This is a genomic window from Sphingobacterium psychroaquaticum, assembly GCF_004421025.1.
In the GTDB taxonomy this organism is placed as follows: Bacteria; Bacteroidota; Bacteroidia; order Sphingobacteriales; family Sphingobacteriaceae; genus Sphingobacterium; species Sphingobacterium psychroaquaticum.
In genome coordinates, this window is the sequence record NZ_CP038029.1 from 2,373,410 (window position 1) to 2,393,742 (window position 20,333).

Consider the following 20,333-nt stretch of genomic DNA (forward strand, 5'->3'; position numbering starts at 1 on the left):
TAAAATTAAAAACTAAACTCGACACCAAATGTATAGGTCTTCCCGTAAGGCATTTCCCAACCACGTGTTCCATATTGGTTTACCTCTGGATCGGCCATTTTATACTTGCTAGCTGTCAGCAGGTTTGTTCCATTAAAGAATACACGCGCGTTGGTAATCTTTGCCTTCTGCAAAAATTCCGTTGGTATGCGGTAGGACAAGTTGATGTTTTTCAAACGTATAAACGAAGCATCGTACAAATGGCGACTACTTTGTTGTATAGCATCGGTTAAGTCGTTACCGTCGATTTTTGGTTGTGTACCTTCAGTATTATTAGGTGACCACATATTGTCGTAGTATTGTTGCGAACGAATACGCTCCCAGTAGTAGCCATCATCGTTAACATCTTTTTCGGCACCATCGTATAATTTACCACCAATTTTGTAATTGAAGTTAAATCCTAATGAAATACCTTTGTATTCAAAATCAGTATTTAAACCACCAGCCACTTTTGGAATTGCGCTGCCAATGATTACACGGTCTGCTTTGGTATAAGCGTAGGTGGCATTGCGTCCGTTGTATTCAAAGTCTGAAACGGCATTGTTTGTATACCATACATTTTTACCATTCTCTTTATTTACGCCCGCCCATTCATAACCAAAGTAAGATAACACAGATTCACCCTCACGATAGATAAATTCAGCACGAGCATCACCTCCGGTAGGGTCGGACCAGTTAATATCTTCACCCGCATTTAGCTTCTTAACTTTGGACGTCAAAAATGCGCCATTGACACTTGCATTCCATCTGAATTTGTCATTGGAAATGATATCACCACCTATCGTAAGCTCTACACCACGATTATTGATAACACCCACATTTTGAAGAACGGAGGTAAAACCTGTTGTACCTGACGTTGGTACATCCTGTAATAAATCTTTGGAATCTCTATTAAAGTACTCCACCGACCCCGATATTCTGTTATTAAATAGTCCAAATTCCAAAGCTACATCATAGGTATTACTTTTTTCCCAACGAAGATCTTTATTTCCAATTCCACCACGAATTATGGCACCAGGGTTTGCTTTGTAGTTGTTGTTAAAATACATCAACGTTCGCCATCCATTCAGATCGGTAGGCAGGGTTCCATTTACACCGTATGAAGCACGTACACGTAAGCTGCTGATTGCTGGAATTTCATCCTTAATGAAGTTTTCTTTGTGCAAGCTCCAGGCTCCAGAGACGGACCAGAATGTACCCCAACGGTTATTAGGGCTAAACCGTGATGAACCGTCACGACGCAACGAAGCGCCTAAGAAATATTTCTCATTGTAGTTATAGTCGATACGCCCCAATCCTGATAACAGATTGTTTCCCCACGAATAAGCCTCCGCTTTGAAGTTCGCTCCGGTACCGATTGCTGTTGAAGAACTTGAACCTAAGTTAACGCTATTACTATATTGGTAGTCCGTTGTGTTCTTTTCCGCTTCAAAACCAGCTAAGACACTGATGTTATGTAGGTCAAAGCTCTTTGTATAATTCAACGTATTCGACGATACATATTTACGAATATTGGTACTCCATTTACTGGAAGACCCTTTATCCGTTAAACCATTAAAGTGTAATGCTGAGAAATATAAATCTTCTTTAACTTCACTGTTGTCAAACGAGAAAATAGTCTTCGCTGTTAAGCCACTAACAATTTCCCAAGACAAGGACTGAATCGCTGAAAGCTTTAATGTTTTACTATTGTTATCCCATTCATTATTATAATAGTCCGAATTATAGGCTAAACTTCCATATTGCGCCGTCCAAGGGTTTCCGGTTTTATAATCCGTTGGCCAATAGAAAGGAAACAACAAGTTTCTTGCTTGAAAGAAGGGATTTGACCCCGTCGACCGGGTATCATTAAAACCTGTTTTTCTTGTGTTACCAATATTTAGGTTTACATCGTAATTCACGTTATTGAAAACCTTTTGCGAAAGATTAACGCGTCCCGATACACGATCGTAATCATTCATGATAGCACGACCTTTATCTTTTGTATAAGACAACGAGGTGAAGTACTTCGTAGTTTCTGTACCGCCACTAAGCGAAAGATCATTGGTTTGAAAAACTCCGGTTCGGAATAAATAATCTTCCCAATCAAAAAACTTACCTTCTCGATTTTCAATCCCATCGGTCATTCCCAAAATATTCACATTAGACATCCGAGCGACATCATCCACCGTAAAACGATACCCATGCTTATTAAAACGATTGTTAATTTGTCCTAATGCATAAGCACTCGCTTCAGCATCCGTATAATTTACGCCGGTGGCATTGTTTTTATTGGATGTCCGGTAATCATGGAATATCTGATATTCCATATTAATTTGTGCCTGAGGATCTGCAATTTCATAGTTATCGGTTGCCCATGATGGCGTGAAACCAATAGAAGAGCGTAAATTGATCGTAGGCTTTCCTACTTTACCACGCTTGGTCTGGATAACGACGACACCATTAGCCGCGCGAGAACCGTAAAGAGCGGAAGCTGCAGCGTCTTTCAATATCGTAATAGATTCAATATCCGACGGATTCAAGGTACTCATTACATTGGAGGTGGAATAAATTTGACCACTCATTTGTCCTACGTTTCCGGAAACTACAGGTACACCATCTATTACATATAGCGGCTCATTAGATGCATTCATCGATCCAATACCGCGAACGCGAATACTAGATGTGGATCCCGCTTGTCCAGAAGTACTCGTTATCTGCACACCCGCAACGCGTCCATTTAATGCGTTTTCGAAGGATGTAACCGGTACATCCTTAGCATCCTTACCATAATTCACTGTAGCAGCCGAACCGGTAAATGTACTTTTCTTCGCGGTACCGTATGCAACAACCATCACCTCGTCAAGAGATTGGTCGTCGCTATTAAGCGTTACATTCAACGTTTTGCGCCCAGCGAGATTAATCTCTTGCCTTTGGTAGCCTACGGCAGAGATAACAAGCGTTGCATTCGGATTAGCATTCAAAGTGAACAAACCACTCTCATTCGTCGAGGTACCCATATTAGTACCCTGTATCGTAATTGTAACACCAGAGAGGGGATTTCCACTAGAATCCGTAATCTTGCCGGCGACGGCAGATTGTTGTGCATTGACCACTTGCAGCGCACTACAAGCCATGAGGCACATGGAGGTTAGTAAATGTTTATTCATAATTCGTTGGATTATTATATACTAATATAATTCTTAAATTCCATTTGTTAAAATAATGTTAAGCAAATACCGGTCTTACTGAAATAATGTTCAGCAAAAAACCGTTTTAGCTGAATAAGACATAAAAAAAACAGCCTTTTGAGCTGTTCAATATATTGTCTATGAAGTCTTTATAACACCAATTCCCGGTCTATCCGGAAGGATACAGTGCCCATTCACAACCTGCATACCATCGTAAATATCATTCCCAATCAGCAAAGCACCATCCAGATCGGCCCAATCCACTAAGGGGCCTAATTGTGCCGCTGCGGAAATCGCACAAGAGGTTTCTGTCATACAACCAAGCATCACTTTCATATCTAAAGCACGAGCGAGTTCTGCCATTTTTTTGGCTTCACGAAGTCCGGTACACTTCATCAATTTAATATTTATCCCCGTATAGACATCCTTAAGACTAAGAATATCGCTATAACGTTGACAGCCTTCATCTGCAATGGTTGGGATAGGAGAGTGCTCCGTTAGCCACGCCATATCATCGATCTGCTCCTTAGGCATCGGTTGCTCTAAAAATACCACACCACGCTCAGTTAGCCAGTGTGTCATTTCCAAGGCTTGTTCTTTATTCTTCCATCCCTGGTTTACATCCGCACATAATGGCACATCTGTCACCGAGCGAATGGTATCTATAATCATTTTATCGGTTTCTAAACCCAATTTGACCTTCAAAATCTTAAACTGATCTGCTTCCGCCACTTTCTGACGAATCACTTCTTCGGTATCGATACCAATCGTATACGATGTCGGCGGAACGAGCGTTGGGTTTAATCCCCAAATCTTATAGATAGGCTGTCCCATCAATTTACCTAAAAGATCATGCAATGCGATATCAATACACGCTTTGGCCGCCGTGTTCTTATCGGCAATCTGGTCTACATACTGTAGAATATCCTCCGTTTGAAAAGGCGAATTAAAAGACGATAAATTAACCTGATTTAAAAACTTGATGACGCTCTCTTGCGATTCCCCTAAATATGGCGGCATACTCGCTTCACCATATCCAATTACACCGTCATACTCCAATTCGATCAATACAACCGGTGTAGTGGTGCGACTAAAAGAAGCGACCGTAAAAACATGGCGCATTTCAAGCGTGTACGGTATGTACCGCAAGGTAAATTTCCCCATAGAGAGGCTTGTCCATTGCATTGTGCTCATTGTAAAATAAGTCTTATTTTGTGTAATATGTATTTTCTTTTACCAATTGTATCGCACCATCTGTGCTGCCTAAATAACGACGCGCAGCCACAACAGTTCGCGTTTGGAAATCATCGTAGTTTGCCGCATCCTTTAGCATACTATTTATACGTACGGTTCCAGCAGCATGAATAAATGTTCCGTTACCAATATAAAGCGCAACGTGAGTTACCCGTGCATTTGGTCTTTTATTTTTGCCTGCAGCAAAAAATAAAAGATCCGCAGGCTGCAAGTTCTGAAGTGCCTTTTTAGCATCAAAGTTTCCATCTTTATCTAAAATATCCACAGCATCACCATGCAAGACTTGCTGAGAGGCATCGCGTGGAATAACATAACCATTCATAAAGAAAGAAGTCTTTGTAAAACCGCTACAATCCACCCCCTTTACTGAAGTACCTCCCCATAGGTATGGAAGCCCCAACATAGAGTTTGCACTTTCTAAGATATTTTGAGGTGTTGGACGACGCGTGTCTATCCATTTCTCAAGCCCTGTTGCTTCTTCTTTTACAAGGTATGCAATGCGCTGATCAGGGTAAGCAACCTTGTAAAAACCTGATTCTTCACCCAATATATGTAAAATATCGCCATACACTAAATCCGAAACCCGTTGACTCTGTTTGTTCGGTGCAGAATAGGAGCGCCCAAACTCCGCGGTATAGATTACTTTTTTACCTTTCTTCCAATCGGCTATACCAGCAGCATCTAATGCGACAATGGAGGAGGTAGGTACCCATGCAATATATCCTTCCGGCGTACGCACACGATAGTCTCCGCCGTCTTTCTGTAAAATATCAACTTGTGCGCCCAAAAGTACCTGGGTAGCCATCTCGGCGGCGTGGTCTGGCTTGGTGCGTAAGTTTGCAACAGATAGATTAACTACACCGTGTACCTTAGAACCAACACTTTCATCCGGTAAAAGTTTTACTAGAAAATTTCCTTGAACATCATTTAAATCTTGTGACAACAACTGTTGTATTTCTTTATCAGATGTTTGTAAGGTATAGGTATTTGTAGAAACATCGCTTTGCGCAAGCTCTACCAGCTTAAGACGTTTATCCGGTGCATGTGACGCTTTTGTTTGTTCTATAATTTTTTGCACCCGGAAATAAGTTGTTGAATCAACTTGTGCCTGCGTAAAATAGGACCCCGAAAGAAGTGCACCGAGTAGGACTGTACGTGTGAAATAATTTGTTTTCATCATAATGTCTTAGGTATCTAAACATCAACTAGCTAATGGTGATCTATTGTAGGATGCGTTTTTGATTTTGTTCTTTGAAACACCTCGAACCAATCAGCATATTGCAAACATAAACATTTCCGCCGATTTCTATAGGTAAAAAATGATATAGTTTCATGTTCTGTAGGGATCCAGTGCACGTTTGATACGGTTCGGACATATCAATCAAATTTAAGTACTTACTAAAACGTTTTTTTTGTAATATTGTGCATATACCAATGATTTCATGAGTTCGAGAAGAGATTTTATAAAACACTCCATGTTGGGAGTAGCATCACTGCATGTTGCACCGCACATAACCCAAGGCAATAGCCTTGCAAAAGGCCGAAAACCAATCGTCATTTCTACGTGGGATTTTGGTGTCGCAGCAAACAAAGCCGCCTGGGAGGTTTTACGTACAAACGGTCGTGCGTTAGATGCTGTAGAGCGTGGTGTTAAGGTGGCCGAGGCAGACTTAGGAAACCCAACCGTCGGGAAAGGTGGATATCCCGATCGCGATGGTCATGTAACACTCGACGCTTGCATTATGGATGACCAAGGAAACTGCGGTTCGGTTGCTGCATTGGAACACATTGCACATCCTATTTCCGTCGCGCGCTTGGTGATGGAGAAAACCCCGCATGTGATGCTGGTCGGAGAAGGTGCGTTGCAGTTTGCCTTAGAGCAGGGTTTTGAAAAAGAAAACCTCCTTATTCCGTCCTCGGAAGCTGCCTGGAAAGAGTGGCTAAAAGAGAAGAAATATAAACCAATAATGAACATTGAAAACCGTGACTTTAGAACGGAGCGACTCCCTGGTAATCAGTACAACCATGATACTATAGGCATGTTAGCACTCGATGCAGACGGCAATCTATCTGGCGCTTGTACAACGAGTGGAATGGCCTTCAAAATGCGTGGACGGGTAGGAGATAGCCCAATAATTGGTGCAGGCTTATATGTTGACAATGAAGTTGGCGGGGCCACTTCTACAGGAGTCGGTGAGGAGGTTATCCGTACGGTGGGGAGTTTTTTGGTTGTCGAATTGATGCGACAAGGATACACTCCGGAGGCCGCCTGTAAGGAAGCTGTACAGCGCATCATTAAGAAAAAACCAGCCATTGCCAAGGAAATTCAGGTGGGCTTCTTAGCCTTAAACAAGAAAGGAGAATACGGGTCCTATGCACTCCAAAGTGGTTTTAGTTATGCCGTATGCACTGCAGAGAAGCAAGATCTATTACTAAAGGGAAAGCATATTTTTCCGGCGCCTTAATTGGAATTTGACCTTATACTGGTAAAAGGTGCGCTATGGATATGTATTTTTGTAGTAAGAAACACGAAATTAAAATAACAATTCAATAGAATATGAAGGCTACATTTGGTGGAGGTTGCTTTTGGTGTACCGAAGTAATATTCCAAAATACAAAAGGGGTAAACACGGTACTTCCCGGGTACATGGGAGGAAAGAATGACAACCCGACTTATAAAGAGGTTTGCAATGGCGACACAGAACATGTCGAAGTGGTACAATTAGATTTCGATCCGACATTAGTGGATTTTAAGGATCTGCTTGCTGTCTTTTTTAAAACACACGACCCGACAACCCTAAACAGACAGGGGAACGACGTTGGCACGCAATATCGCTCTGTGGTGTTCTTTCATGATGAACAACAACAGGAAAAAGCAACAAATTTTATCGCGGCATTATCGAAGGAAGGTGTGTTTGAAAACCCAATTGTGACAGCGGTCGAACCAGCGGTTACTTTTTGGGAAGCAGAAGACTATCACCACGATTACTTCAACCAAAATCCGGGGAACCCGTTCTGTGCAGCGGTCATTGCACCGAAACTCCACAAGTTTTTAAAGAATAATACTAGTTTGTAGTTTGGGGGTGGGGAGTTCGTGGTCTGATAGTTATAGTTGAGAGTTTGGTCGTGGATTTGTTTAGAGGATTGCCACAGCCTTCGTACCTCAGCTTCGCAATGACGGAAAGTTTCATAAACTAGTAATTATTTATATGCGCTGGTGGAGAATTTTCGGACTCGCTGGCTGGCTTATAGTTCGTGTCCAAACAAAGTCCGAGCCACAAGCTCGACTAGCATGTATACCAAAAAAGCGATCGTCATTGCAAAGGGCTTATTCGTTGGCTGGCGCGAGCTTGTATATCTAAAAAAAGAAGTCGTCATTGCGAGGAGTGTAGCGACGCGGCAATCTTACTTAAAAATAGCGCATTTAAAGCCATTTGAAAAGATTGCCACAGCCTTCGTACCTTGACTTCGCAATGACGACCAACTAAGATCTTAACCAGTTAGAACAAAGACGTCTGTCCTTGGTCATCTAAATTTATATCCTCTGGATTTGTAATTTCTAAACTTACATCAGAAGAAGAAGTCGTTTCTACCGAACTTATTTCCTCTGACCCTTCAGAAGCTAACGGTGTTTCCCCCGTATCCACGGCCTCCGCTGCTTCCTCCTTTGCATCGCCTCGCGCCAAATCTTTCTCCGTAGAAAGCAGGGTCACGGCTTTCACCGTATGAAAGGACAACCTATTACCTTGTGCCTTGATCCCCTTTACATCGATAATCTCATTAAGCGGCTGCTCCATCGATTCTGGTGTCTGCGATTTCCCTTTAAGAATATCAAGCTTCACGATCGGATTATCACCATTGCTAAGCAGTATCAGCGCGGAACCAGGTGCATCGCTGATAAAGGACATTCGTTTACCGATCGGCTGGTCATCAAACGTAAACCGTTTTACATAATATGTTCCCGTCTTGCCGTCCTTATGTACGGCTGCGTAAACTTGTTTCGGTGTATATTTCTCCATTTTGACCAAGGTCGTATCAAAATGGTTGCTTAGATCAAAAGACGAAAACTCATACGAGCCATCTGGATAAACAAGAAGAATTTTATCTTCTGCATTAAACTCACCTAAATAAACCCCACGTTCATCTGCATTAAGGCGCTTCAGCACGTCATCGAACCAAATTTTACGTCCCGCAAGTGTAGATACACCAGCGCTCTTAAAGGTTACTTTCTTCAATGGGAATTTTGAAACAATATTCCCTTGTGAAGCACGCCCTTTAATCGCTATTTCAGCAAAATCAAGGTCGAAAGTAAGCTTTCTCAGCTTTGTATGTGGTTTCAATTGAATATTTACAACCTCCGCTTCACCGTTCGGATTTGCCGAAAAATGCAAAATCTTGGTCCCTTTGCCACCTTTACCGATATCATACTCCTTATCTCGTGTAACCGCTGTTACCGAAAAGCGTTTGATAAAGCTTGTGCCCGTATCCCCATCTTTATAGATGGCATTATACACCGTTCGGTCGTCACCTTTCTTAAATACGGCGACGTGAATAATATCTTTTCCGACAAATACTTTATCTTGAATCTTGGTGACTACATATTTACCATCAGCGCGGAAAACAATAATATCATCAATATCGGAACACTCCGACACAAACTCATCCTTACGCATGCCCGTTCCAATAAACCCTTCTTCGCGGTTTACATATAATTTAGCATTCGCTAAGGCTACCTGTGCGGCTTCTACCTTATCAAAAATACGGATCTCCGTTTTGCGTTCACGCCCCTTCGCATATTTGCTGCGCAGATGGTCGAACCAATTGATCGTGAATTCCGTTAAATTCTTAAGATTACGTCGCACATCTTTAATATCGTCCTCTAACGCTTTCATCTGCTCGTCGGCCTTTTTCACATCGAAACGCGTGATGCTACTCATTGGCTTGTCGATCAGCCGCTTATAGTCTTCTGGTTGTATTTCGCGATAAAATTGCGGGAAGAAAGGTTCAAATAAGCGATTCAAGACCTGAACTACGGTATCAAAATCACCCGCATTTTCATAATCGTTATGCTTATACATACCCTCCTGAATAAAGATCTTCAACAAAGAGCTAAAGAAAATCTTCTCTTGTAACTCATGTAGTTTAATCTCTAATTCCAGCTTTAGAAGTGCTTTCGTTTGTTTGGTATTCTCGATTAAGATATCATTCACACTCATAAAGTGTGGTTTATTATCGATAATAACACAGGTATTAGGCGATATGGAGGTCTCACAGCCAGTAAAAGCAAATAGTGCGTCAATTGTCACATCAGGTGAAATCCCTGGTGCCAAGTGCACGATAATCTCTACTTTCTCGGCGGTATTGTCCTCGATCTTCTTGATCTTAATCTTTCCCTTATCATTGGCTGCAATCACACTATCGATAAGACTTCCAGTTGTTGTACCAAAAGGGATCTCTGTAATCGCTAAGGTTTTCTTATCTCGTTCTTCAATCTTTGCACGAACGCGAATTTTGCCACCACGACGCCCTTCATTATAGTTTGTAACATCAGCGAAACCTCCCGTTGGAAAATCAGGCACAAGATTGGGACGCTCTCCTTTCAGAACCTGCACAGAGCCATCAATTAGCTCCACAAAATTATGCGGCATAATCTTGGTTGCCAAACCTACGGCAATACCTTCCGCACCTTGGGTAAGTAAAAGCGGAAATTTAACAGGTAAGGTAACGGGTTCTTTATTACGCCCGTCATAGCTTAATTGCCACTCGGTCGTATCTGGATTAAAGACGACCTCGTTTGCAAATTTAGACAAACGGCCCTCAATATAACGCGGTGCTGCCGCAGAGTCACCTGTAATAGGATCACCCCAGTTTCCTTGACAATCGATCAGCAAATCTTTTTGTCCAATTTGCACCATGGCATCCCCAATAGAAGCATCCCCGTGTGGGTGGTACTTCATGGTATTACCAATAACGTTGGCAGCTTTATTGTATCGTCCATCATCCATCTCTTTTAACGAGTGAAGGATACGGCGTTGTACAGGTTTGAAGCCATCGTTAATATGCGGTACAGCACGATCTAATATAACATAAGAGGCATAATCTAAAAACCAGTTTTCATACAACCCCGATAAAGGAATCGTCGTACTGTTGGATTCATGCTCTGCACCATTTAAATTTTCGTCGTGAGATTCTTCTGAAAAGTTTGTTTCTTCGCTCATTTACCCCAAAGGTTCTTTTGTATTTTACTATTTAGCACTGAAAGTAGGTAAAAATAATAAAATTCATGGATTTTACGAAGGCAATTTTGTCCACGATAAAGCAGGAGTGGACCTTTATTGTGGCTAGTTTAAGTCTATTTTTAACGTACTAATTCGAGCGTCACTACCGTAGGTACGCTTAGGTTCAGATGCTCCGATTCCGAAAGGACCTAAAAGATAACCAGGCGTACAAGCAAGCTAGCCAACAGCTGATGCCCACATACCTGCAGCATAAATTTTGACTATCAATAGGAACTAGTAGAAATAAAGGCTTTGTCGGAAAGTGTCTTCAAAAAAGAGATAACGGAACTTACTTCTGAATCCGTTAGCTTTTTACCCATACCGGGCGTATTGATTGGATCACCATGAAACCGAAGGAGCCCCCGTAGATCATCAAACCGTCCGTCATGCATATACGGAGCGGAGTACTGGATGTTGCGCAGTGTGGGCGACATAAAACGGTATCGGTCTTCTTCTTTATGTGAATGAATATACATACCTAGATCCGCTCCGGATCCAGCAACGACATGCCCTGTTTGCGTGGTAAAGAAAGGTGCGGAATGGCAGGATTGACAATGTTCTTGAAAAATAGTCCAACCTTTGCGCTCTTCGCCCGAAAAGAAAGCTTTGCCCAGCATCATTTCATCGTATCTTGTATTCCATGAATTAAGGGTTCGTAGGTATTGTGACAGAACCGATAATAGGTCTGATGCTTCGATTTTTTCTCTTTTCGTAATGCGCTGAAATTTTTCCTGATAGAGATGCTGATTATTCAGTCGATCGAGGATCAGGTCGATATCACTATTCAGCTCATTGGTATCCCGAATCGCGTTTAATATTGTTTCTTTTAAGGTCGTCGCTCTCCCGTCCTGAAAGAAATAAGACTTCCAGATCAGATTCGTTAAGACTGGTGAATTGCGTGATGTCTTATGTCCTAGATCACCCACGCTGTTGCTTTTCTGCAGATCGGCATAAGCGGCACCTTGTTGATGACAGGAAGCACATGATGTCTTTTGATGGCGCGATAATATAGGATCATTGAATAATATACGTCCAAGGGAAGCACCGTGAACCGTAATCTTTCCCGTATCTAGGGGCGCACCAAAATGGGAGGGAGCTTGTATCCTGATGGACGGATCGTTTTTTAAGAGAAAAAAACGACCCGTCAACAATAATATTACGATACCAATAATAACGAGAATAACAATCTTTCCAGAACGTTGTGTCTGCGGTTTTTGCTGCATTACAATTAGAAGTCAAAGCGTATACGCGCGCGAATACCGTGTTTTGGTGCGTCTGGCTGATCTAAATAATTCAGACGACGTACATAGTCAACACGTAATATCTTAAACACGTTTGTTAAACCTACACTAGCTTCTACATAAGGCTTGCTACCGAAACCATATGTGATTTTTTCGTGGTCCGCATTCTCTTGGAACTGGAACACTTTGTCGTTATATACCGGATTGTTTTCGTTACGCAATCCACCATATATCGCTTTTACACTAAATACCTCTCGCCATTTTAATTTTTTGATCAAAGGCATCTTGTTCAGCAAGAAACCATTCATATAGTATTGCACGTTTGCTGCCACAGAATGATCACTTACAAACTCCAAGAAGTTCATCAAGTTATAGGACCGCAGCTGGTACGCATAGGTCTGATTCGCACGATGAATATTTAAGAACGGAAAAGGAATATTACTTCCGGCAATATAGTTACCTTCGATATTTACATCTGCAAATCCAAGTTGCGAGAAGTAAAAACGTTTATCAGCACCTAGTGTAAAGTTGTGGTAGTCGTATTCCCCATCAAGTATCCCTTTAATGCCTCCCACATAATTCATGTAGAAAATAGGATACTTATTGTAAATCGGTGTCCGATATAACTTCCCTTGATAAAACTCCTCATGTGGAGCATAACGCAGGCTCAGTGATACCTCCGTCGTGTTCAACTCATTAAACAATTTATTATTACCATTTTCATCCAACATTTGGTACGTTAGAATTCCCGCAGGTTGCTGTTTCCATTTGGAAATCCCCAAGGTATAGGAGAAATTGTTCTGGAATTCACGTTTATATTCTAAACGGTAAATATCATTATACAAATACCGTTCGTTCTCACCACGCTTAAAGGATAATAAGAAGTTGTCTTCTTGCACAAATTCGAGATTCTGTCCCGGAATTTTGGTATCACGCATAAACGATGCACGTAAATAATGCTGTGGAAACGTATACACAGATTTATTATTCAAGGAATAGGTACCACTTAAGAAGTACTTCCACTTCTCATCTTTAAAACCATAAGCACCATATCCTTCTGCATAGAAACGTTTGCTCAGACGGTCTGTTGTACGTCCTCCAACGCGTAGACGAAAACCTTCGACAGGGTTAAAACTGTAAAATGTATTTACAGGCCCCAACTCAAACGGTCCTAATTGCTTATAACCTGACAGGAGCAAAGCACTGATATCCATAAAACGTTGAAACGAAGTCATCAACTGGAGGGTATCAATATTTTTGTAGATATTAAGCTCAGTCTTTGCCAGAGGAACAGGGCGATTAGCAGACCAAAACTCACTGGTTTGAGTTCCTTCTGTCTGTTCATAAACACGAACGACCGAAGGGCCTTTATAGATACTATCAGGGCGTGCAACACCTGTTTTAAAGTCTTCAAAGGTGACTGTTCGGTTACCTTTAATACCTGTACCTTTGTCTGTCAACGAAAAATCTAAGCCTAATGAACTTGTTCGTAAATAATAACGGTTATTAAGGTCCTGTTGAAAATCCAACTTCACATCCAAATCACGAACAAAGTTTAAGTTTATATCATCCGATACACTTAGCTCAGCCTTCTTAACGGCATACTTACCGTCCAGCGTAATATATAGCTTTCCTTGAAACAGGAGATCGGCTTTATTGCGCGGAAAAAAACTAAGTTCAACCAAGTAAGGTTGCTCCGTTTTGATCGTATCCGTGATATAAAAACGGTAAAAAGTAGGTGAGGAGCCCGCGATAGGGCTTAAAAACTGATTCGTTACCAACTCAATATTACTCTCGTAAATATCAATATCCTGATACAACTTGTTAAAGTAGGCACTCAAGCCACTGTTATCGACAAACTTAGGGTCGAATTGTGCCTTTTGTTCCGCTTTTATCAGCTGTTTTGTTGTATTCGGTTTTTTACGGGTATAAAACTGTGAAAGACGTTCTTCGATATACGCTGGTAGGGTATAGCTACCTGAAGCAGCCCCTTCTTCAGCATCTTCTTTCTCAAATAGGAATTGGTAATTTTTAAAAATCTTACGATTCTTAAACTTTTCTGACAAGTTGCTTAAACCCAACGATATTTTTTCATATTGTTGGTACTCCGCGTAGTCGTACGCTTCAATTCGGTTTTCATCCTTATGCTCGATAACCTTACGAATCAATTCAACGGCTGGGTTATTTTTATTGGAATATTTTGACCGTCTTGGAGACTTCACCGTAATGGTCTCAATGGTGTTTTCTTCAGGCACAAGATAAACGTTCATTTCTTGATACTGGTCAGATGTAATACTTAGGTCCTGCGATTCATAGCCGACATAAGAGAAACGAATTTTAGAAAAACGCGGATCTACCTTCAAGGAAAAATTACCATTATCATCCGTAGAGGCCGCACTCGTTCCCCCGATAACAGCTACCGTGGCATAACCAATCGGTTGCTTATTGGTCACATCCATAACCTTTCCTTTCAAGAAAATAGACTGTGCAAATGCTATATGAGACAGCAGGAGAAAAACAAAAGTTATCCCTAATTGTGTCGTTAATTTGATGTAGTAATGCTTTGACATAGCGTAATGTTTTAACCAAAAACAATCATACTGACTTTTAAACCTAAAAAGTTAATCTTTTAAAAAGTCGAACAAATGTACACATAGTTTAAAAAGAAAAGAAACCCTACACAAAGCTAATTTTGGAATGTGACTTTTTCTTGATTTTTCTAGAGACGAAAAGAAAATTAAAATGGGTCAGGAACGTTAAACGTGACTTCTTGGTTCGTGAGTGGATGTAAAAACTTTATATAACCCGCGTGTAAATGTAGTCTATCAGCTCGCTTTCCATACAAATCATCACCTAAAATTGGGCAATTAAGACCTAAGCTATGTGCTGCGTGTACTCTGAGCTGATGTGTACGGCCTGTATGCGGAAAAAAATGAATCCGTGTCTTGTGTTGCTCTATGCCAACTACACGATAGCTGGTATGTGCCTCTTTACCATACTCATAGCACACCAACTGGCGCGGGCGGTCATCGAGATCCACACGAAGAGGAAGTTTGATTTCCCCCATTGGGTTTGTCACGACACCATCCAATAAAGCCGTGTACCTTTTTTCGATCGTATGTTTTATAAACTGCTGCTGGATATAATGATGCGCAAACTTCGTTTTTGCTAAGACCAAGATACCTGATGTTGACATATCTAGACGATGTATGATAACGGGTCCTTCAATGGTGGGATTTCGAGCAAGAATCCGCGTGTAAACAGAATCTTGAATATGTATTCCTGGAACCGACAGGAATTCATTGGGTTTGTTCACCACGATGATGGCTTCATCTTCATAGATAATCGGAAGTTCCTTGTCTAATGCAGGGTTATCCAATAAAGGATTCGGATCCACATCGATGCCCGCTAACATATGTGTCAAAATTGGCTCACATTTACTTTTACAGGCAGGGTAGAAGCTCTTGTGTGTTCGAACGGCCGACGCCGGTGAACTTCCCCACCAAAATTCAGCAATCGAAATAGGTTGAAGTTGGTGGGCAAAAGCATACTGCAAAAGCTTAGGCGCAGCGCATTCTCCTGCACCGGCCGGAGGAATGATATTTCCCGCCTCTTTAAAGATCTGCAATAAACTTTTGTTCGTTCCATATCCATTTAAGAATTGGTATTCATCAAACAAACGTGCTTGTAACTTAGCCGATTTGTCTTTGCGTTGCTGTTTTAATGCATCGATCTCCGCTTGCAAGTTTTCTATTTTTGCCTGTAACGCATGAAGCCTACTCTTCCAGGTTTCCTTTAAAACGGCATGCTCATGTTGATCTCTATAACTTTGTTTAATGAGGTCTTCGATAAGCAGTGCATAAGCTTCGTCGCTTATTGTTCCTAAAACTTGTTCCCGCGTCTGTTTGCGGTTTGCCTTCGCGACCTTCATCGCCTCACGGCTACGCTTTAATGCCAGCTCACTTTCTATAGTCAACTGCTCCAATTCAACCTTACTGTTAGGTAATACTGCCGCTGATTCCAACGTTGCTATTTGAAAATTCAAGGCATTAATAGTTTCTTCTTCCTGCAGAAAGAAACTATCTTTTGTTAGCATATCGAATACGGGGGGGACAAAATGAGTATGTGTATTTCGACCAGCCAGTTTACCAGAGCAGGCTGCTAGATAACCTAATGTTCCATCACTGGTCGCGACGACCAGGACACCGAACATTTTGCCGATCGGTGTGCCCTCCATCGGTGTAAGCCCGAAATTATGTACAAAATCTTTCTGTTGCTCGAGGTATGTCTGGAGTTCCGCGGCCGCCAATCGACTTAATGCATCGGGCTCATAAAAGAAAGGGAAATTAAAGCGTTCTGCCTTCCCAATTTCTGAAATATCGGCCTGAAAAGAATGAAAAAAAGTCGGTAATCCTGCCCCCATAATACTGTATCTATTTTTTGTGGAGACAAAAGTACGAAGAATAATAATTATTCTACCTTCTCCTGATCTATAGGCGGAAATTGCCATTTTTAGTAAAGACAGCCCCCTTAAATATTTCATCGTAGTAAAAAAAGCCTTTGCCATGTTAATACCATCGTTCGTCGAAATATTTTTTGTAAGCCCCTGTATTTTTGTAGTTTCTGTGGATTTTAAAAGAAAATTACAACGATGAATTCGTGTAACCTTCCATTAAACTATCCACTATGCTTGACAAAAGATCGAACAAAAGACCAAAGAACACATTCACCTATATTAATCAATGCACTATATACATTGCATTGCTTTTATTCTCGAACCTAGCCGCTTCTGGCCAAAAAAAGGAAAACAACAAACCGCGTCTCCCTTTTGAAATCACCTCTTCCGTTGGTGGTGAACTCAACCGATTTTCGACGTTAAAAGGGTACCTCCGTGCAAACGATATGGAATCTCCAAACTTCAGGTTATTTCATATCGGGCTTGGCGTCGCCTACAACTTTAATCCGATCATAATCGGCATCTCCTTATCAGGCGGGAATCGAGGGGGATTTGCGCAACGGAATAGTTTGCAAAGTTATCGGAGAGCGTATATATCAACCAATAAGATTCAGCACCGTAGTTTTATCATTAGTCCCGAAATAGGTATTGGGTATCAAAGGTTTTCAACATATATGGTAAAAGATGGTGGTGAAGGTAACTTTCTGGACTTTATGGAAACAAGATCGAATCAGGTGAAATTAAAAAACCACGGTACAGCATTGGACTTCGCACTAGGTTTAAAGCGCATAAAAAATGACCGCATCTATCCCTTTATCCGTCTCGGTTATCGGTACGGTCTACGATCCAATCCGTGGTCTGTGGAGAATGCCCATGTCTATGATGCACCAAGCGATCGCATAAACAATGTGTACCTACAGTTGTTATTTGGTCGTGGTCGATAACGAAGTTGAATCTTTATTTGTGACATTAAAATGGATGTCTTCAAACGATAAAGCCGTAACTTGTTATCGTTAACTTTAACATGATTAAGATGGAAAAACGAAGATTAGGAAGTACTGATTTAACCATTGCGCCGCTTGTTTTTGGAGGAAATGTTTTTGGTTGGACCTTAAATGAGCACGAGTCGTTTGAGATTTTGGATGCCTTTGTTGATTATGGATTCAATGCGATAGACACGGCCAATCAATATTCGTATTGGGTTCCAGGAAATACAGGAGGGGAATCTGAAACTATCATTGGACGATGGCTAAAAGACCGAGGTAATCGTGATAAGATTGTGCTGATGACGAAAGTGGGCGGCGCATTCGCTGGTAGTCCAACACCTAATACGACAGCGAAGCATATCCACGAACAAGTAGAATTATCCCTAAAGCGCTTACAGACAGATGTAATTGATGTTTATCAAACGCATTTTGACCAAGAAGAGACGCCTGTGGAAGAGACATTGCGTGCGTATGAGGATCTTGTCAAAGCTGGAAAGGTACGTTATATTGGAGCGTCTAATCTTTCGCCAACCAGGCTGTCGGAATCGTTGACACTTGCTGATGTACACGGTCTACCACGCTATATCTCTTTACAACCGGAATACAATTTATACAGCAGGTCGGGCTTTGAATCGAATTACCAGCAAATAGCTGAAGAAAATCAACTCGCCGTCATTCCATATTACGCCCTAGCGAGTGGCTTTCTGACAGGAAAATATGTACGGGAAACAGATTTTTCAAAGTCTCCTCGCGGAGAAGGAGTCAAAAGTAAATATTGGAACCCGAGGGGAGAGCGGATTATCAAGGCGCTTACTCACGTAGCGGAAATACAGCACACCAGTCCTTCGGCCGTAGCCTTGGCATGGCTATTGCATCAACCTACTATAGCGGCACCCATTGCAAGTGCGACCAAAACATTGCACCTAAAACCGTTCGTAGAAGCTGTTGACCTAAAACTAAATAGCGAAATGTTGGTTTTATTAAATGAAGCAAGTAAATATTAGTTTAAAACAATTTTATTATGAAAACAAGTATTGGTATTAAAGAGAATGACACACAGGCTGTGGCCGTAATATTAAACAAATTGTTGGCAGATGAACATGTTCTATACATTAAACTTCGAAATGCACATTGGAATATAGAAGGACCGGACTTCCATGCCCAACATCTTTTCTTTGAAAATATTTACAATGAAATTAGCACGTCGATCGATGATATTGCGGAACGTATTCGTGCTATAGGACATTATGCGGCAGGCACAATGAAAGAATTCTTAGCTTTGACACAACTTACAGAGATGCGTTATAAGAAAAATGATAGTCAAGGCTATATCAAGGAACTTTTAGAAGACTTTGAGTCCATTATCATCTATATCAGGAGCCAAATTGAGACTGTTGGAGATAAACACAAAGATGCTGGTACGGAAGATTTCTTGGTCGGTCTGATGGCAGGATATGAAAAGACTGCTTGGATGTTACGCGCCCATACCAAATAAGGCTACACAGTAGAAACTCATAAAAACGGAAGCAAAACCTTCCGTTTTTTTTATATATTAGCTTTTGTCAAATTTCATTTTATTATCCACCATTTATATTATGAAAAATTTCTTTTTTTCTGTTAAAAAAGGTAGTTCTGCAAGTAATTTAGCGGCCTTGTTCTTGCGTCTAGGCTTTGGTATCCTGATGATACCCAAACATGGTTATGCAAAGTTGGTTGGCTTTCAAACGTTGAAATCGCAATTTCCAGACTTTATGGGGTTAGGAAGCACACTTTCGCTTTCTTTAGCTGTTTTTGCGGAGTTCTTTTGCTCTATTTTGTTGGTATTAGGATTATTTACGCGGCTGGCTTCCATACCTTTGATTGTCACGATGTTGGTCGCACTATCGGTTCATAACTGGGTTATTTTTGGTGAATATGAACTTGCGTCAGCTTTTCTTATCGGATATGTAGCTATACTCACTTTAGGTCCAGGTAAATACAGCCTAGATTACTTATTATTTAAACGCGGGCGTTAATCTTATTTGAACTTCTATCTATAGATGAATACAATTATTAGTACGCAGGACTTGATGGCCATCCGCCATCAAGATGATGTTATAATTATTGACGCTACGGGCGGAGCAAACACCTACCAACGATACCAAGAGGAGCATCTCGAAAAGGCTATTTTTGTCGACTTAGACTCCCAATTATCAGCTGTTGACGACCCTAAACTAGGCGGTAGGCATCCACTACCAAGCATCTTAGACTTTGGGCATCTCCTTACTCAACTGGGCATTACAAAACAATCTCGTGTAATTGTTTATGATAGATTAAGTGGTGCTAATGCTGCCTCTCGATTTTGGTGGATGATGCGCGCGATTGGTCACCCAAGCATCCAAGTACTTGATGGCGGTTTTCAAGTGGCTAAAGCGTCTGGTTATCCGCTCCAAACGGGAGTATTGCCCCCCGTTTCTCCAGCTAAAGAGCCGTATCCAGTACCTCATAACTGGCTTTTACCAACCATTAACATGCAAGAGGTTGAGCTCTTGACAACCGATACAGATAGTCTTATTATCGATGTCCGTGAAGCACATCGGTATGAAGGAATAGAGGAACCGATTGATCTGATCGCGGGGCATATCCCTTCTGCGATTAACATCCCACTCGCAAATAACACCAATGAAAAGGGCTTATTTAAATCAACAAAGGAGTTGAAGGAGCTTTATGGTCCATACGTAAATGATCGCGCTACAGATAAAAAGGTGGTACATTGTGGTTCTGGCGTAAGTGCATGCCAGACTTTATTGGCCCTAGAAATTGCCGGTTTTGAACTGCCGCAGTTATACATCGGTTCATGGAGTGAATGGTCGCGCAATAAATAAAAAAAGGAAGCAAGATGCCCCTCCGGCGCAGGGGGGGCTTCAACA

General features: G+C 41.4%; 14 protein-coding genes. 7 read left to right on the plus strand and 7 right to left on the minus strand.

Features of this window, described 5'->3' with window-relative positions; all coding sequences use genetic code 11:
• Positions 1–5: 5 nt before the first annotated feature.
• The 3 genes from E2P86_RS10060 to E2P86_RS10070 all read right to left on the minus strand — a co-directional run bounded on the left by E2P86_RS10060 (position 6) and on the right by E2P86_RS10070 (position 5,643).
• A complete protein-coding gene (locus tag E2P86_RS10060) occupies positions 6–3,188 on the minus strand; it encodes a SusC/RagA family TonB-linked outer membrane protein (RefSeq protein WP_134432758.1) in 3,183 nt (1,060 codons plus the stop codon).
• Between the two features lie 159 nt (positions 3,189–3,347).
• Positions 3,348–4,403, minus strand: coding sequence for a dipeptide epimerase (locus tag E2P86_RS10065; protein WP_134432760.1), 1,056 nt, complete (start codon positions 4,401–4,403; stop codon positions 3,348–3,350).
• A gap of 13 nt (positions 4,404–4,416) precedes the next feature.
• On the minus strand, positions 4,417–5,643 hold the full coding sequence (locus tag E2P86_RS10070) for a C40 family peptidase (RefSeq protein WP_240775487.1): 1,227 nt from the start codon (positions 5,641–5,643) through the stop codon (positions 4,417–4,419).
• 295 nt (positions 5,644–5,938) lie between these two features.
• Between E2P86_RS10070 and E2P86_RS10075 the strand changes: the two genes are divergently transcribed.
• Both E2P86_RS10075 and msrA read left to right on the plus strand, forming a co-directional pair.
• A complete protein-coding gene (locus E2P86_RS10075) occupies positions 5,939–6,928 on the plus strand; it encodes a N(4)-(beta-N-acetylglucosaminyl)-L-asparaginase (RefSeq protein ID WP_394346513.1) in 990 nt (329 codons plus the stop codon).
• A 92-nt stretch (positions 6,929–7,020) separates the two neighbouring features.
• On the plus strand, positions 7,021–7,539 hold the full coding sequence (msrA, locus tag E2P86_RS10080) for a peptide-methionine (S)-S-oxide reductase MsrA (protein ID WP_134432764.1): 519 nt from the start codon (positions 7,021–7,023) through the stop codon (positions 7,537–7,539).
• Between the two features lie 424 nt (positions 7,540–7,963).
• On the opposite strand, the gene E2P86_RS10085 is transcribed toward msrA, so the two are convergent.
• From E2P86_RS10085 to E2P86_RS10100, 4 genes are all read right to left on the minus strand, one after another.
• Positions 7,964–10,681 (minus strand): DNA gyrase/topoisomerase IV subunit A, encoded by a 2,718-nt coding sequence (locus E2P86_RS10085; RefSeq protein WP_134432766.1) that lies wholly within the window; start codon positions 10,679–10,681, stop codon positions 7,964–7,966.
• A 284-nt stretch (positions 10,682–10,965) separates the two neighbouring features.
• Entirely contained in the window at positions 10,966–11,964 is a 999-nt protein-coding gene (locus E2P86_RS10090) for a cytochrome-c peroxidase (RefSeq protein ID WP_085471708.1), read from the minus strand.
• 5 nt (positions 11,965–11,969) lie between these two features.
• Positions 11,970–14,552: a DUF5686 and carboxypeptidase-like regulatory domain-containing protein gene (locus tag E2P86_RS10095; RefSeq protein WP_085471707.1), complete on the minus strand. Its 2,583-nt coding sequence runs from the start codon at positions 14,550–14,552 to the stop codon at positions 11,970–11,972.
• Positions 14,553–14,719: 167 nt separating this feature from the next.
• A complete protein-coding gene (locus E2P86_RS10100) occupies positions 14,720–16,492 on the minus strand; it encodes an RluA family pseudouridine synthase (protein ID WP_240775488.1) in 1,773 nt (590 codons plus the stop codon).
• A gap of 176 nt (positions 16,493–16,668) precedes the next feature.
• On the opposite strand from E2P86_RS10100, the gene E2P86_RS10105 reads away from it, so the two are divergent.
• The 5 genes from E2P86_RS10105 (at position 16,669) to E2P86_RS10125 (ending at position 20,288) form a co-directional block, all read left to right on the plus strand.
• The gene (locus E2P86_RS10105) at positions 16,669–17,382 is read left to right on the plus strand and encodes a hypothetical protein (protein ID WP_134432768.1); all 714 of its coding nucleotides are present in this window, start codon (positions 16,669–16,671) and stop codon (positions 17,380–17,382) included.
• 89 nt (positions 17,383–17,471) lie between these two features.
• On the plus strand, positions 17,472–18,428 hold the full coding sequence (locus E2P86_RS10110) for an aldo/keto reductase (protein ID WP_134432770.1): 957 nt from the start codon (positions 17,472–17,474) through the stop codon (positions 18,426–18,428).
• Between the two features lie 17 nt (positions 18,429–18,445).
• Positions 18,446–18,919 carry a Dps family protein gene (locus E2P86_RS10115; protein WP_085471705.1) on the plus strand — a complete coding sequence of 158 codons (474 nt, stop codon included), beginning with the start codon at positions 18,446–18,448 and terminating at the stop codon, positions 18,917–18,919.
• 100 nt (positions 18,920–19,019) lie between these two features.
• Complete coding sequence (locus E2P86_RS10120; RefSeq protein ID WP_085471704.1) at positions 19,020–19,439, plus strand: DoxX family protein; 420 nt, start codon at positions 19,020–19,022, stop codon at positions 19,437–19,439.
• Between the two features lie 24 nt (positions 19,440–19,463).
• Positions 19,464–20,288: a sulfurtransferase gene (locus E2P86_RS10125; protein ID WP_134432772.1), complete on the plus strand. Its 825-nt coding sequence runs from the start codon at positions 19,464–19,466 to the stop codon at positions 20,286–20,288.
• Positions 20,289–20,333: the final 45 nt, after the last annotated feature.